Origin of the sequence: Streptomyces sp. NPDC000134 (genome assembly GCF_042899225.1) — a bacterium.
Taxonomy (GTDB): domain Bacteria; phylum Actinomycetota; class Actinomycetes; order Streptomycetales; family Streptomycetaceae; genus Streptomyces.
In genome coordinates this window covers 165688-179941 of sequence record NZ_JBIAZN010000003.1, presented here as the reverse complement: position 1 = coordinate 179941, position 14254 = coordinate 165688, and the positions used below count along the sequence as shown (strand labels likewise).

The following is a 14254-nucleotide window of genomic DNA, read 5'->3' as shown; positions in this document are numbered from 1 at the left end:
TCACTCGAAGCGAAGGCTACGAACCGTGCGTACGTACAGCCCCAAGCCCGGCGATGTGACGCGCCAGTGGCACGTCATCGATGCTCAGGACGTCGTCCTGGGTCGTCTCGCCTCCACCGCGGCCTCCCTGCTGCGGGGCAAGCACAAGCCGATCTACGCGCCCCACGTCGACACCGGTGACTTCGTCATCATCATCAACGCCGACAAGGTGCACCTCTCCGGCAACAAGCGGACCCAGAAGATGGCCTACCGCCACTCCGGCTACCCGGGCGGTCTGCGCTCGGTCCGCTACGACGAGCTGCTGGACAAGAACCCCGAGAAGGCCATCGAGAAGGCCGTCAAGGGCATGCTCCCCAAGAACACGCTGGGCCGTCAGATGCTCTCGAAGCTGAAGGTCTACAAGGGTGACCAGCACCCGCACGGCGCGCAGCAGCCGCAGCCGTACGAGATCACCCAGGTCGCGCAGTAAGTCCGGCCACCCCCTAAGACTGAAGAGAATCTGAGGAGAATCGTGGCCGAGACCACTGCCGAGCAGCCGCTCGAAGAGCTTGACATCGACAGCTACACCACCGAGTCCGAGGTCCCCGTCGAGGGTGAGTACACCTCGGAGTCCATGGCCTCCCGCTTCGGCGAGCCCCAGCCGGCCGCCGGCCTGGGCCGCCGCAAGAACGCCATCGCCCGTGTCCGGATCGTCCCGGGCACCGGCAAGTGGAAGATCAACGGCCGCACCCTCGAGGACTACTTCCCGAACAAGGTGCACCAGCAGGAAGTCAACGAGCCCTTCAAGGTGCTCGAGCTGGAGGGCCGCTACGACGTCATCGCCCGCATCGCCGGTGGCGGCGTCTCCGGCCAGGCCGGTGCCCTCCGCCTCGGTGTCGCGCGTGCCCTCAACGAGGCCGACGTCGACAACAACCGCGGCCCGCTGAAGAAGGCCGGCTTCCTGCGCCGCGACGACCGTGCGGTCGAGCGGAAGAAGGCCGGTCTGAAGAAGGCCCGCAAGGCCCCGCAGTACAGCAAGCGCTAAATCTCCGACGCGCTGCGCGTACTCCGAACGCCCCGGCGGCACGCCTTTCGTGCCCCCGGGGCGTTCGTTTATCCCCAGCCGGGGGCGTATAACGGCACAAGACGCTCAAAGGCTTGTGTGATCGGATTGTCAGTGCGGCTCAGCATCTGACGCTTCCTCAGGAGGACAAGTGGGACGACTCTTCGGCACGGACGGCGTGCGCGGCGTCGCCAACGCGGACCTGACAGCCGAGCTGGCTCTCGGCCTCTCCGTCGCCGCGGCGCACGTACTGGCCGAGGCGGGCACGTTCGAGGGGCACCGGCCGACCGCCGTGGTCGGCCGTGATCCGCGTGCGTCCGGGGAGTTCCTGGAGGCCGCCGTGGTCGCGGGCCTGGCCAGCGCCGGAGTGGACGTGCTGCGGGTCGGCGTGCTGCCGACCCCCGCCGTCGCCCACCTCACCGGCGCGCTCGGCGCCGACCTCGGCGTGATGCTCTCCGCCAGCCACAACGCCATGCCCGACAACGGCATCAAGTTCTTCGCCCGCGGCGGCCACAAGCTCGCCGACGAGCTGGAGGACCGCATCGAGTCCGTCTACGCCGAGCACCGCACCGGCGCCCCCTGGGACCGGCCGACCGGCGCCGGCGTGGGCCGGGTACGGGACTACGAGGAGGGCACCGAGCAGTACATCGCCCACCTCCTCGGCGCCCTGCCGAACCGGCTCGACGGGCTGCGGATCGTCCTCGACGAGGCGCACGGCGCCGCCGCCCTGGTCTCGCCCGAGGCGTTCACCCGGGCCGGCGCCGAGGTCGTCACCATCGGCGCCGCGCCCGACGGCCTCAACATCAACGACGGCTGCGGCTCCACCCACCTGGACCTGCTCAAGGCCGCCGTCGTCGAGCACGGCGCCCACCTCGGCATCGCCCACGACGGCGACGCCGACCGGTGCCTGGCCGTCGACCACACCGGCGAGGAGGTCGACGGCGACCAGATCCTGGCCGTGCTCGCGCTGGCGCTGCGGGAGCGTTCCGCACTGCGCTCCGACACCGTTGTCGCGACCGTCATGTCCAACCTGGGCTTCAAGCTCGCCATGGAACGCGAGGGCATCCACCTCGTCCAGACCGCGGTCGGCGACCGCTACGTGCTGGAGGAGATGAAGGAACGCGGGTACGCGCTCGGCGGCGAGCAGTCCGGGCACGTCATCGTGCTCGACCACGCCACCACCGGGGACGGCACGCTGACCGGGCTGCTGCTGGCGGCGCGGGTCGCCAAGTCCGGGCGGACGCTCGCGGAGCTGGCCTCCGTGATGACGCGGCTGCCGCAGGTGCTGGTCAATGTGCCGGACGTGGACAAGGGGCGGGTGACGACGTCCGCGGAGCTGGCGGCGGCGGTGAGCGAGGCGGAGCGGGAGCTGGGGGCCACCGGGCGGGTGCTGCTGCGTCCCTCCGGGACGGAGCCGCTGGTGCGGGTGATGGTGGAGGCGGCGGACATCGAGCAGGCCCGGTCCGTGGCGGGACGGTTGGCCGATGTGGTGAAGTCCGCGCTCGGGTGACCTCTCGAAGAGCGGGACTGCGCGTTGCCGGGTGCGGCTCTGCCGTGGCTGGTCGCGCAGTTCCCCGCGCCCCTTCGGAGCGCGTCTAACTCGTCCTGCGTTTCTTCGTCGACCACAGCGCCTTCTGCAGGAGCAGCGTCAGCGTGCCCGCCAGGACGATGCCCAGGAGGTTCAGCAGGAGCTGTTCTCCTGAGCGCCAGCCCTGGTGGGTGTCGCCGTAGACGAGGGCGACGGCCGCGTTCGCGGCGGCCGGGACCGTGGTCACGGAGATCGCGACGCCGACCAGGGCGCCCGACTTGGCGGAGGTCAGGGACAGGGTGCCCGCGGCGCCCGCGAGGACCGCCACGACGAACGAGAACCAGTCCGGCGCGTAGACGAAACCGGTGTTGGGCCGGTCGGCCTCCAGTTGCCCCTTGCTGAACAGGCCGACGGCGTCCATGAAGAGGCTGAACCCGGCGGTGACCGTCATGGCCACGGCGAAGCCCACCAGCAGCGCGGTCATCGAGCGCAGCGCCAGCCTGGGGCTGCGCTGCACGATGGCCGTGCAGATGCCGGCCAGCGGCCCGAACTCCGGGCCCACCGCCATCGCGCCGACGATCAGGATCGCGTTGTCCAGCACCACACCGCAGGCCGCGATCATCGTGGCGAGCGTGATGAACGCGACGTAGGTGACCGACAGCGTCGACTCCTCGTGGGTGGCCTCCGCCAACTGCTCCCACAGCACCGCGTCGGCGCCCTCGCCCGGCGCCTCCTTCTCGGCCCGGTCGGCGTCCCGGGACAGCGACAGGTCGATGTTCTCGGCGGTGATCGCGCCCCGGGTGTCGAGGTCCAACGCGCGCAGCGCGTCGATCAGTTCGTCGGCGGCCTCGCGCGCCACGTCGCACATCACGACATCGCCGGCCGGCCGGCGGGCGGCGTCCGGCAGGACGACCAGATGGGCGGTGCCGACCGTCCGGTCGATCAGGCCCACCACGGCCTCGGTCTTCTCGGCCGGGGTGATCAGACGCAGATGCAGCATGCCGCCCATTCAACCGTGTGTCACAGCTTGCGCAGCCGCAACCGCTGCACCTTGTGGTCGGGGCCCTTGCGCAGGATCAGGGCGGCCCGGCCGCGGGTCGGGGCGACGTTCTCCACCAGGTTGGGCTTGTTGATGGTCCGCCAGGTGGTACGGGCGTACTCCAGCGCCTCCTCCTCCGAGACCTGGGTGTACTTGCGGAAGTACGAGGAGGGGTTCTGGAAGGCGGTCGCGCGCAGCTTCTTGAAACGGTCGAGGTACCAGCGCTCGATGTCCTCGGTGCGGGCGTCGACGTACACGCTGAAGTCGAAGTAGTCGGCGAGGCCCACCCGGGTGCGGCCGTCCTTGCCGGGCAGGGCGGGCTGGAGGACGTTCAGGCCCTCGACGATCAGGATGTCGGGGCGGCGGACGGTCAGCTTCCCGCCCGGCACGATGTCGTAGATCAGGTGGGAGTAGACCGGCGCGGTGACCTCGGCCTTCCCGGCCTTGATGTCGGCGACGAACCGGGTCAGGGCGCGGCGGTCGTACGACTCGGGAAAACCTTTCCGCGACATCATGCCGCGGGCCTCCAGCTCCCTGGTCGGCAGCAGGAAACCGTCCGTGGTGACCAACTCCACGCGCGGGTGCTCGGGCCAGCGGGACAGCAGCGCCTGGAGGAGGCGGGCGACGGTGGACTTGCCGACCGCGACCGAGCCGGCCACGCCGATGACGAAGGGGGTGCCGGACTGGGAGCCCTGCTCGCCGAGGAAGGTGTTCAGCGCGCCCCGCAGGCCGTCGGTGGCGCCGACGTAGAGATTGAGCAGCCGGGAGAGCGGGAGGTAGATGTCCCGCACCTCGTCGAGGTCGATGACGTCACCGAGACCGCGCAGCTTCTCGACCTCCTCGGCGGTCAGCGGCAGCGGCGTCTTGTCGCGCAGCGCGCTCCACTCGGCACGGGTGAGGTCGACGTAGGGAGTCGCCTCCGGCCGATGCCGGTGGGCGCTCCGGGATATCGAGGGGACCGGAGAGATCACAGTCCATTGTTAACGGAGTTCGAACGGGGCGGCAGGTGGGGTGCGTCACGCCGGGGCGCGGGCGGAGGGTGCGGGCGGGGCGTTCGTACCCCGGTGGGAATTTCCGATTTCGGGCACGAGATGACGGGTTCGTGATCGAAGCTGACCGTAGGCTGCCGGTCATGTGCGGAATCGTGGGATACGTGGGGTCGCAGTCGGCGCTTGATGTCGTGATGGCCGGACTGAAGCGGCTGGAGTACCGGGGATACGACTCGGCGGGCGTCGCCGTGCTCGCGGACGGCGGGCTGGCCCCCGCCAAGCGGGCCGGCAAGCTCGTCAACCTGGAGAAGGAGCTGTCCGAGCGTCCGCTGCCGACCGGCACCACCGGCATCGGCCACACCCGCTGGGCCACGCACGGCGGCCCCACCGACGCCAACGCCCACCCGCACCTGGACAACGCGGGCCGGGTCGCCGTCGTGCACAACGGGATCATCGAGAACTTCGCCGCGCTCAGGGCGGAGCTGGCCGGGCGCGGCCACGACCTCGCCTCCGAGACGGACACCGAGGTCGTCGCCCATCTGCTCGCCGAGGAGTTCTCCTCCTGCGCCGACCTGGCCGAGGCGATGCGGCTGGTCTGCCGGCGCCTGGAGGGGGCGTTCACGCTGGTCGCGGTGCACGCGGACGAGCCGGACGTGGTCGTGGGCGCCCGGCGCAACTCGCCGCTGGTGGTCGGGATCGGCGAGGGCGAGGCGTTCCTCGCCTCCGACGTGGCGGCGTTCATCGCGCACACCCGGGACGCCGTCGAACTCGGCCAGGACCAGGTGGTCGAGCTGCGCCGGGACGGGGTGACGGTGACCGGCTTCGACGGCCGGGCCGCCGACGTGCGCGCCTACCACGTCGACTGGGACGCCTCCGCCGCCGAGAAGGACGGTTACGCCTCCTTCATGCTCAAGGAGATCGCCGAGCAGCCGAAGGCGGTCGCCGACACCCTGCTCGGCCGGATCGACGCGGCGGGCTCGCTGACGCTGGACGAGGTGCGCATCCCGGCCGCGGAACTGCGCGAGATCGACAAGGTCGTCATCGTCGCCTGCGGTACGGCCTTCCACGCCGGGCTGATCGCCAAGTACGCCATCGAGCACTGGACGCGGATTCCCTGCGAGGTGGAGCTGGCCAGCGAGTTCCGCTACCGCGACCCCATCCTGGACCCGCACTCGCTGGTGATCGCCGTCTCGCAGTCCGGCGAGACCATGGACACCCTGATGGCGCTGCGGCACGCCCGCGAGCAGGGCTCCAAGGTGCTCGCCATCTGCAACACCAACGGCTCCACCATCCCCCGCGAGTCCGACGCCGTGCTCTACACGCACGCCGGTCCGGAGGTCGCCGTCGCCTCGACCAAGGCGTTCCTGACCCAGTTGGTCGCCTGCTACCTCGTCGCCCTCTACCTCGGACAGGTCCGCGGCACCCAGTGGGGCGACGAGATCCGCGCGGTCATCCGCGACCTGGCCCGGATCTCCGGCGCGGTCGACCAGGTCCTGGCCACCATGGAGCCGGTACGGGAACTGGCGCGGTCCCTGGCCGGCAAGGACACGGTCCTCTTCCTGGGCCGGCACGTCGGCTACCCGGTCGCCCTGGAAGGCGCCCTCAAGCTCAAGGAACTCGCCTACATGCACGCCGAGGGCTTCGCGGCCGGCGAGCTGAAGCACGGGCCCATCGCGCTGATCGAGGAGGACCTGCCGGTCGTCGTGGTCGTCCCCTCCCCGCGCGGGCGGTCCCTGCTGCACGACAAGATCGTCTCCAACATCCAGGAGATCCGGGCCCGGGGCGCCCGCACGATCGTCATCGCGGAGGAGGGCGACGCCGCGGTCGAACCGTACGCCGACCACCTGATCCGCGTGCCCGCGACCCCCACCCTGCTCCAGCCGCTGGTCGCGACGGTCCCGCTCCAGGTCTTCGCCTGCGAACTGGCGACGGCCCGCGGCAACGAGGTGGACCAGCCGCGCAACCTGGCGAAGTCGGTGACGGTGGAGTGAGCGGGTTCGAGCGGGCCGAGGGTCTCTTTCCCGGGGAGTCGCAGGAGGGTGCCTCGTAGGGTCTGCGCATGAGCATCATCGGGGTCGGGATCGACGTGGCCGAGATCGAGCGGTTCGGGGCGGCGCTGGCGCGTACGCCGGAGATGGCGCGGCGGCTGTTCCTGGACAGTGAGTTGTGTCTGCCCAGTGGGGAGCGGCGCGGGGTCGCCTCGCTGGCCGCGCGGTTCGCGGCGAAGGAGGCGCTGGCCAAGGCGCTCGGCGCGCCGGGCGGGCTGCTCTGGACCGACGCCGAGGTGTACGTCGAGGACAGCGGGCGGCCCCGGCTGCGGGTCACGGGGACGGTGGCGGCGCGGGCGGCGGAGCTGGGGGTCGCGACGTGGCATGTGTCGCTGAGCCATGACGCCGGGGTGGCCTCGGCGGTGGTGATCGCGGAGGGATGACGCCGGGGCGTCAGTTCTCCTTCGGGCGGACCCTTTCGTGCACGCGTTCGCCCTGGGCGCCGTACAAGGCGATCCACTCCACCGGGTGGTCGCCCGCGTTGGCGACGCCGTGGGGGACGCGGGTGTCGAACTCGGCGGACTCGCCGGCCGTGAGGACCAGGTCGTGGTCGCCGAGGGCGAGGAGGAGGCGGCCGGAGAGGACGTACAGCCACTCGTGGCCCTCGTGCGAGCCCTGTTCCGGGCGGGCCGGGCGCTCGGTCGCCGGGGCGGGGAGGATCTGTTTGTAGGCGTGCAGGCCGCCGAGGTGCGGGGTGAGCGGTATCCAGGTCTGGCCGTGCCGGACGAACGGGCGCGGGTGCACCCGGGGGTCGCCGGTGCGGGAGCCGACCAGTTCGTCCAGGGGGACGCGGAAGTGGCGGGCCAGCGGCAGCAGGTGCCGCAGCGTCGGTTCGCGGCGGCCCGACTCCAGCCGGGACAGGGTGCTCACCGAGATGCCGGTGGCGGCGCTGAGCCGGCGGAGCGTGGTGCCCCGGGCCCGGCGCAGGGCGCGCAGGCGGGGGCCGAGGGCGGTCAGTACGTCGTCCGGGGCCGGTGGGTCCGCCGGGGAGGCTTCGTCGGGCATGGGGGTATTCGCCGCCGCGGCCGGGGGCGTTGTCAAGCCGGGGCGGGGCAGCGGACAAGGCGTCCATGGATGCGACGGGATCGGTGAGGTACGGGAGACTCGGCCTATGCGGACTGCGTACAGCGTGGAGACGGTCAGGGCGGCGGAGCGGGAGCTGATGGCGCGGCTCCCCGACGGGGCGTTGATGCAGCGGGCGGCGGCGGGGCTCGCCGCCGCCTGCGCCGAACTGCTCGGGCGGGTGTACGGCAGCCGGGTCGTGCTGCTGGTCGGCAGCGGCGACAACGGCGGTGACGCGCTGTACGCCGGGGCGCGGCTCGCCCGGCGGGGCGCGGGCGTGCACGCGGTGCTGCTCGCGCCCGAGCGGGCGCACGCCGGGGGGCTCGCGGCGCTGCGCCGGGCCGGGGGGCGGGTCGCGCAGGCCGGGGCGGGGGAGCGGCTGATCGAACGGGCCGGCCTGGTCGTCGATGGGATCGTCGGGATCGGCGGCAGGGGCGGGCTGCGGCCGGAGGCGGTACCGCTGGCCGAGGCGGCCCGGCGGTCCCGGGCGGCCGTCGTCGCGGTCGACCTGCCGAGCGGGGTGGACGCCGACACCGGCGAGGTGCGGGGGGCGGCGGTGCGGGCGGATCTGACGGTGACCTTCGGGGCGCACAAGCCGGGGCTGCTGATCGATCCGGCCCGGGAGTACGCGGGGTCGGTGCGGCTGGTCGACATCGGGCTGTCGCTGCCGGACGAGCGGGCCGAGGCGGAGGCGCTCCAGCACGCCGACGTGGCGAGGCTGCTGCCGGCGCCGGGGGCCGAGAGCGACAAGTACCGGCGGGGCGTGGTGGGCATCGCGGCGGGGTCGGCCCGCTACCCGGGCGCCGCCGTCCTCGCCGTGTCGGGGGCGCTGCGGGGCGGGGCCGGGGCGGTGCGGTACGTCGGTCCGGCCGGGGACGCGGTGATCGCCCGGTTCCCCGAGACGCTCGTGTCCGACCGGGGGCCGGAGCGGGCCGGGCGGGTCCAGGCGTGGGTCGTGGGGCCGGGGATCGGGGACGACGCGGGGACGGTGGCGGAGGTCGTGGCGGCGGAGGTGCCGGTGCTGATCGACGCGGACGGGCTGCGGTTGGCGGGGGCGGACGCGGTGCGGGCGCGGACGGCGCCGACGCTGATGACTCCGCACGCGGGGGAGGCGGCGGCGTTGCTCGGGGTGACGCGGGAGGAGGTCGAGAGGGCGCGGCTGGCCTCGGCGCGGGAGCTGGCGGAGCGGTACGGGGCCGCGGTGCTGCTGAAGGGGTCGACGACGGTGGTGGCCGGGCCGGGTGGGGGGCGGCGGCGGACGGTGCGGGTCAATGCGACGGGGACGCCGTGGCTGGCCACGGCGGGGAGCGGAGATGTGCTGTCCGGGCTGGCGGGGTCGCTGCTGGCGGCGGGGTTGTCGGTGGTGGACGCGGGGAGTGCGGGGGCGTATCTGCATGGGCTGGCGGGGCGGGTGGCGGCGGAGGGGGCGCCGGTGTCCGCGGAGGATGTGGCGGGGGCGGTGGGGAGGGTCTGGCGGGATGTGGTCGGTGAGGGGGTGGGTGGGTGAGGGCGGGGTGTGGTGAGGGTGGGGTCGGGTGCGGTGCGGGTGGGTGAGGGTGGGGTCGGGTGCGGTGCGCGTGCGTGAGTGTGCGGCCCGGCGTCGGTGCGGGCGGGTGGGTGCGCTGCCCGGCGTGGCGGGGTGCCGCTGCGCCCACCCGTGCCGCCCCAGCGGCACGACTGCCCGCAGCTAGGGCGGTTGGGGGTTGCCGCTGGGCTTGTCTGTGGTGCCGTGGTGGTGCAGTTGCCCGCAGCTAGGGCGGTTGGGGGTTGCCGTTGGGCTTGTTTGTGGTGCCGTGGTGGTGCGGTTGGGTGCAGCTTGGGCGGTTGGGGGTGGGTGTGGGCAGGTGGTTGCCGGGATCGGGGGGTGGGGGGCGGGCTCTGAGAGACTGGGGGTCTGATGAGTGAGAGTGTGGAGCGGGGTGCGTCGGTGCGGGGCTGGGCCGAGGTTGATCTGGGCGCGTTGCGGAGCAATGTGCGGGCGCTGCGCGGGCGGATCGGCGGCGCCGCGCTCATGGCGGTGGTGAAGGCCGACGGGTACGGCCACGGCGCGCTCCCGTGCGCCCGTGCCGCCGTCGAGGCCGGCGCGACCTGGCTGGGCACCGCCACCCCGGAGGAGGCGCTGGCACTGCGGGCCGGGGGCGGGCTGCCGGACGACCTGCGGATCATGTGCTGGCTATGGACGCCCGGCGGCCCCTGGCAGCAGGCGATCGAGGCCGATCTCGACGTGTCCGTCAGCGCGATGTGGGCGCTGACGGAGGTCACCGCCGCCGCGCGCCGCGCCGGTCGCCCCGCCCGCGTCCAGCTCAAGGCCGACACCGGGCTCGGGCGCAACGGCTGCCAGCCCGGACCCGACTGGGAGGAACTGGTCGGTGCCGCGCTGCGCGCCGAGGCCGAGGGGCTGGTCCGGATCACCGGCCTCTGGTCCCACTTCGCCCGCGCCGACGAGCCCGGCCACCCCTCCGTACGGGCCCAGCTCGACCTCTTCCGGGAGATGACCGGGTACGCGGAGGGCGAGGGCGTCCGGCCCGAGGTGCGGCACATCGCCAACTCGCCCGCCACGCTCACGCTGCCCGAGGCGCACTACGACCTCGTCCGCCCCGGCATCGCCCTGTACGGCATCTCGCCCAGCCCCGAGGTCGGCACCCCCGCCGACTTCGGGCTGCGCCCGGCGATGACGCTGGCCGCCTCGCTCGCGCTGGTCAAGCGGGTGCCGGGCGGCCACGGGGTGAGTTACGGGCACCACTACACCACCCCCGGCGAGACCACCCTCGGCCTGGTCCCCCTCGGCTACGGCGACGGCATCCCCCGGCACGCCTCCTCCACCGCCCCCGTCCTGGTGGACGGCAAGTGGCGTACGGTCGCGGGGCGGATCGCGATGGACCAGTTCGTGGTCGACCTGGGCGGCGACCTGCCCGCGGCCGGCGACGAGGCGGTGCTGTTCGGGCCGGGCGACCGGGGCGAGCCCACCGCCGAGGACTGGGCGCAGGCGGCCGGCACCATCGCGTACGAGATCGTCACCCGCATCGGCGGGCGCGTTCCCCGCGTCTATGTGAACGAGTGACCCCCGCGTGTGCATGACGCACGCTTTCGGGTGAACCAGACATCACAGGGCCGACATCACACGGCCAGGCCGGCGAAGAGGAGCGGTACGTGAGCGAGAGCAGCGCGGACGCCGTCGCGGACGTCGCCGCGGCGGCCGTCGCCTCCGCCACGCAGGCCGCGGCCGGGGCCGCCGTCGGAGGCTGGCGCCGGGCGACCGGCCTCGCGGGGGCCGCGATAGGCGTGGTCGCGGCGGGAGCCGCGGCCGGAGTGGCGATAGAACGGCTGACGGTCGGCCGCGGCATACGCCGCAAGGCCCGCCTCGCCCTGGACTCGGCCGAACCGTACGGCGCGCTGCGCGGGACGCCCGGCCAGGCGTACGCCGACGACGGCACCGAGCTGTACTACGAGGTCGACGACATCGAACCGGAGGGCGGCTCCGCGCCCCGCCGCCGCCGGCTGTTCGGCCGCAAGGAACCCGCCCCCGCGACCGTCGTCTTCTGCCACGGCTACTGCCTCAGCCAGGACTCCTGGCACTTCCAGCGCGCGGCGCTGCGCGGTGTCGTACGGACCGTGTACTGGGACCAGCGCAGCCACGGCCGCTCCGGGCGGGGCGTGTCGCAGGCGGGGGACGGCGCCCCGGTCACCATCGACGACCTGGGCCGGGACCTGAAGGCGGTCCTCGACGCGGCGGTGCCCGAGGGGCCGGTCGTGCTGGTGGGGCACAGCATGGGCGGGATGACCGTGATGGCGCTGGCCGACCAGTGCCCCGAGCTGGTCCGCGAGCGGGTCGTCGGGGTGGCGCTGGTGGGGACGTCGTCGGGCCGGCTCGGGGAGGTCAACTTCGGGCTGCCGGTGGCCGGTGTCAACGCGGTGCGGCGGGTGCTGCCCGGGGTGCTGAAGGCGCTGGGGCAGCGGGCGGAGCTGGTGGAGCGGGGGCGCCGGGCGACCGCGGACCTGTTCGCCGGGGTCATCAAGCGGTACTCGTTCGCCGCCCGGGACGTCGACCCGGCCGTCGCCCGGTTCGCCGAGCGGATGATCGAGGCCACGCCGATCGACGTGGTCGCCGAGTTCTACCCGGCCTTCGACGACCACGACAAGACCGCGGCGCTCGCCCGCTTCGCGGGGCTGCCGGTGCTGGTGCTGGCCGGGGTGGGGGATCTGGTGACGCCCAGTGAGCACAGCGAGGCCATCGCCGGTCTGCTGCCCGACGCCGAGCTGGTCCTCGTCCCGGACGCCGGGCACCTGGTGATGCTGGAGCACCCGGAGCTGGTCACCGACCGGCTCGCCGACCTGCTGGTGCGCGCCGGGGCGGTCCCGGCAGGTACTACCGTGGACGGCTATGGAAGCACCAGCAGCAGCGCACGACCCCGCTGAGTCCGCCCCCGCCGTCGAGATCACCGTCACCTCCCCCGAGCAGATGCGGGAGCTGGGCCGCAGGCTGGCCGGGCTGCTGCGGGCCGGTGACCTGGTGATGCTGAGCGGCGAGCTGGGCGCGGGCAAGACGACGCTCACCCGGGGGCTCGGCGAGGGCCTCGGCGTGCGCGGCGCGGTCACCTCGCCGACGTTCGTGATCGCCCGGGTGCACCCCTCGCTCGGCGACGGCCCGCCGCTCGTCCACGTCGACGCCTACCGGCTGTCCGGCGGGCTGGACGAGATGGAGGACCTCGACCTGGACGTCTCCCTGCCCGAGTCCGTGATCGTCGTGGAGTGGGGCGAGGGCAAGGTCGAGGAACTCACCGAGGACCGGCTCCACCTGGCGATCCACCGGGCCGTCGGCGACACCGACGACGAGGTCCGGCACGTCACCGTGACCGGCATCGGCGCCCGCTGGGCGACGGCCGGCCTGAGCGCGCTCGCCGGGTAGCGCTCAGGCCGCCTCGCGGTGGTCCCCGGCGCGGTGGCGGGGCTCCGGCTCGGGGGCGCGCGGCGGGGTCGAGACGGCGCTCGCCGCCGCGCACGAGGCGAGCAGGTCGCGCATCGGCACTCCGGACGGGACGGGCAGCGGGGGCCGGGCCTGGTTCTGTGAAGCCGACATGGTCGCCTCCTGAAGGTCGGGGGCGGACGGGGTTAGGCATACCTAACCACGGACTGGATACCATGTGACCACGCCGGGGAAGCGGAGCGCAATGTTTTCCCGACGTCTTGTCGGAATCCGGTCCGCCGTCAGCGGACCACGACCACCTTCTGGCCGATGGTCGCGAAGTCCCACATCGCGTCGCCGTCCTCCCGGCCCTCCCGGATGCCGCCGGTGCGCGCCCCGCCCGCCGAGGGCCTGGCCGTGGAGCCGTCCACCGCCGCGCTGAAGCCGACCACCACGCCGTCGACGCTGGTGAACCGCACCACGTGCTCCACGGGGATGCCGTCGGAGCCGGTGACCCGGTTGGAGCGGGAGGTGACCGCGTAGACGCCCGGCCGGGGGTCCACCGCGCCGGGCGTGACCGCGAACGTGCGCCGGACCCGGTCGCCCGCGCCGACCAGCCAGACCCGGTCGTCGTCCACCGAGTACACGACGCGTTCACCCGTACCGGACCCGGCGGGCAGGGCGTGCGGGTGCCGTTCGTCGCGGGGGGCCTTCGTGGCGCCGGGGCCCGGGGCGGGGCGCACGCTCGGGCGGGAGCGGTCCAGGCCGGCCGGGACGTGTGCCGACGCCTGGTAGGCGAGGACCCCGACGGTGGCCAGGGCCGCCGCGGTGAGCCCGGTGACGACTGCGGAGCTGCTGCTTGCCACTGGCGACCACCTCGGCGTCGTACGTGCTGCTTGTGCGGCGACGGTAGCAGTCGGTGACCGTCGGACCGGGGCGGCCGACACGGGTCCCCGGGCCGCCGTAGGCTGTTCGTGTGCTCTTGCTCGCTCTGGATACCGCCACTCCCGCCGTGACCGTCGCCCTGCACGACGGCACGGACGTCATCGCCTCGTCGAGCCAGGTCGACGCGCGCCGTCACGGTGAGCTGCTGCTGCCCGCCGTCGACCGGGTGCTCGCCCGGTCCGGCCGCCGGCTCGACGCCGTCACCGGCATCGTCGTGGGCGTCGGGCCGGGCCCGTACACCGGGCTGCGCGTCGGCCTGATGACCGCGGACACCTTCGGACTGGCGCTCGGCGTGCCCGTGCACGGTGTGTGCACGCTGGACGGCCTGGCCTACGCCGCCGACCTGGACGGCCCCTTCGTGGTGGCGACCGACGCCCGCCGCAAGGAGGTCTACTGGGCCCGCTACGCCGACTCCCGCACCCGCCTGACCGACCCGGCCGTCGACCGCCCCGCCGACCTCGCCGGCCAGGTGGCGGGGCTGCCCGCGGTCGGCGCGGGCGCGCTGCTCTACCCGGACACCTTCCCCCGGGCGCACCAGCCCGAGCACGTGTCCGCCGCCGCCCTGGCCTCGCTGGCGGCCGAGAAGCTCGCGGCCGGCGAGGAACTCCTCGCGCCCCGGCCGCTGTACCTGCGCCGGCCCGACGCGCAGGTCCCCAAGAACTACAAGGTGGTCACCCCCAGGTGACCGGGTCCGCGAC

Annotated in this window: 15 protein-coding genes; 10 read left to right on the top strand and 5 right to left on the bottom strand. The window is 73.6% G+C overall.

What is annotated here, in order from left to right; genetic code table 11:
- The first annotated feature begins 25 nt into the window (after window positions 1-25).
- From rplM to glmM, 3 genes are all read left to right on the top strand, one after another.
- Complete coding sequence (gene rplM / locus ACFY32_RS05535) at window positions 26-469, top strand: 50S ribosomal protein L13 (protein WP_190206074.1); 444 nt, start codon at window positions 26-28, stop codon at window positions 467-469.
- Window positions 470-511: 42 nt separating this feature from the next.
- Complete coding sequence (gene rpsI, locus ACFY32_RS05530; protein WP_019526966.1) at window positions 512-1024, top strand: 30S ribosomal protein S9; 513 nt, start codon at window positions 512-514, stop codon at window positions 1022-1024.
- 169 nt (window positions 1025-1193) lie between these two features.
- Window positions 1194-2552, top strand: a complete 1359-nt coding sequence (glmM, locus tag ACFY32_RS05525) for a phosphoglucosamine mutase (RefSeq protein ID WP_359189193.1) — start codon at window positions 1194-1196, stop codon at window positions 2550-2552.
- Window positions 2553-2637: 85 nt separating this feature from the next.
- Here glmM and ACFY32_RS05520 read toward each other — a convergent pair whose 3' ends face one another.
- Together ACFY32_RS05520 and coaA are read right to left on the bottom strand one after the other, a co-directional pair.
- Entirely contained in the window at window positions 2638-3570 is a 933-nt protein-coding gene (locus ACFY32_RS05520) for a DUF389 domain-containing protein (protein ID WP_390673488.1), read from the bottom strand.
- A 20-nt stretch (window positions 3571-3590) separates the two neighbouring features.
- A complete protein-coding gene (gene coaA, locus ACFY32_RS05515) occupies window positions 3591-4580 on the bottom strand; it encodes a type I pantothenate kinase (protein ID WP_359189187.1) in 990 nt (329 codons plus the stop codon).
- 161 nt (window positions 4581-4741) lie between these two features.
- Here coaA and glmS point away from each other — a divergent pair, with 161 nt between their 5' ends.
- Entirely contained in the window at window positions 4742-6589 is a 1848-nt protein-coding gene (glmS, locus tag ACFY32_RS05510; RefSeq protein ID WP_359189185.1) for a glutamine--fructose-6-phosphate transaminase (isomerizing), read from the top strand.
- A gap of 68 nt (window positions 6590-6657) precedes the next feature.
- Entirely contained in the window at window positions 6658-7029 is a 372-nt protein-coding gene (locus ACFY32_RS05505; protein WP_359189183.1) for a holo-ACP synthase, read from the top strand.
- Window positions 7030-7039: 10 nt separating this feature from the next.
- On the opposite strand, the gene ACFY32_RS05500 is transcribed toward ACFY32_RS05505, so the two are convergent.
- Window positions 7040-7651: a helix-turn-helix domain-containing protein gene (locus ACFY32_RS05500; RefSeq protein ID WP_390673487.1), complete on the bottom strand. Its 612-nt coding sequence runs from the start codon at window positions 7649-7651 to the stop codon at window positions 7040-7042.
- A 106-nt stretch (window positions 7652-7757) separates the two neighbouring features.
- Between ACFY32_RS05500 and ACFY32_RS05495 the strand changes: the two genes are divergently transcribed.
- The 4 genes from ACFY32_RS05495 to tsaE all read left to right on the top strand — a co-directional run bounded on the left by ACFY32_RS05495 (window position 7758) and on the right by tsaE (window position 12614).
- Window positions 7758-9215, top strand: coding sequence for an NAD(P)H-hydrate dehydratase (locus tag ACFY32_RS05495; RefSeq protein WP_359189178.1), 1458 nt, complete (start codon window positions 7758-7760; stop codon window positions 9213-9215).
- A gap of 390 nt (window positions 9216-9605) precedes the next feature.
- Window positions 9606-10769: an alanine racemase gene (alr, locus tag ACFY32_RS05490; protein ID WP_359189175.1), complete on the top strand. Its 1164-nt coding sequence runs from the start codon at window positions 9606-9608 to the stop codon at window positions 10767-10769.
- A gap of 89 nt (window positions 10770-10858) precedes the next feature.
- Window positions 10859-12124, top strand: coding sequence for an alpha/beta fold hydrolase (locus tag ACFY32_RS05485; protein ID WP_390673486.1), 1266 nt, complete (start codon window positions 10859-10861; stop codon window positions 12122-12124).
- Window positions 12090-12614 (top strand): tRNA (adenosine(37)-N6)-threonylcarbamoyltransferase complex ATPase subunit type 1 TsaE, encoded by a 525-nt coding sequence (tsaE, locus tag ACFY32_RS05480; RefSeq protein ID WP_359189169.1) that lies wholly within the window; start codon window positions 12090-12092, stop codon window positions 12612-12614. Before ACFY32_RS05485 ends, tsaE begins: the two co-directional genes overlap by 35 nt.
- 3 nt (window positions 12615-12617) lie before the next feature.
- On the opposite strand, the gene ACFY32_RS05475 is transcribed toward tsaE, so the two are convergent.
- Together ACFY32_RS05475 and ACFY32_RS05470 are read right to left on the bottom strand one after the other, a co-directional pair.
- Window positions 12618-12785 carry a hypothetical protein gene (locus ACFY32_RS05475; protein WP_359189166.1) on the bottom strand — a complete coding sequence of 56 codons (168 nt, stop codon included), beginning with the start codon at window positions 12783-12785 and terminating at the stop codon, window positions 12618-12620.
- A 128-nt stretch (window positions 12786-12913) separates the two neighbouring features.
- The gene (locus tag ACFY32_RS05470) at window positions 12914-13477 is read right to left on the bottom strand and encodes a hypothetical protein (RefSeq protein WP_359189163.1); all 564 of its coding nucleotides are present in this window, start codon (window positions 13475-13477) and stop codon (window positions 12914-12916) included.
- Between the two features lie 110 nt (window positions 13478-13587).
- Here ACFY32_RS05470 and tsaB point away from each other — a divergent pair, with 110 nt between their 5' ends.
- Complete coding sequence (gene tsaB / locus ACFY32_RS05465) at window positions 13588-14241, top strand: tRNA (adenosine(37)-N6)-threonylcarbamoyltransferase complex dimerization subunit type 1 TsaB (RefSeq protein ID WP_359189160.1); 654 nt, start codon at window positions 13588-13590, stop codon at window positions 14239-14241.
- Window positions 14242-14254 lie beyond the last annotated feature (13 nt).

Coding starts and splice junctions, on each gene's coding strand:
- ACFY32_RS05475 (WP_359189166.1), bottom strand. CDS start 12,785: ATGTCGGCTTCACAGAACCAGGCCCGGCCCCCGCTGCCCGTCCCGTCC.
- alr (WP_359189175.1), top strand. CDS start 9,606: ATGAGTGAGAGTGTGGAGCGGGGTGCGTCGGTGCGGGGCTGGGCCGAG.
- tsaE (WP_359189169.1), top strand. CDS start 12,090: ATGGAAGCACCAGCAGCAGCGCACGACCCCGCTGAGTCCGCCCCCGCC.
- ACFY32_RS05505 (WP_359189183.1), top strand. CDS start 6,658: ATGAGCATCATCGGGGTCGGGATCGACGTGGCCGAGATCGAGCGGTTC.
- ACFY32_RS05520 (WP_390673488.1), bottom strand. CDS start 3,570: ATGCTGCATCTGCGTCTGATCACCCCGGCCGAGAAGACCGAGGCCGTG.
- ACFY32_RS05495 (WP_359189178.1), top strand. CDS start 7,758: ATGCGGACTGCGTACAGCGTGGAGACGGTCAGGGCGGCGGAGCGGGAG.
- ACFY32_RS05500 (WP_390673487.1), bottom strand. CDS start 7,651: ATGCCCGACGAAGCCTCCCCGGCGGACCCACCGGCCCCGGACGACGTA.
- glmS (WP_359189185.1), top strand. CDS start 4,742: ATGTGCGGAATCGTGGGATACGTGGGGTCGCAGTCGGCGCTTGATGTC.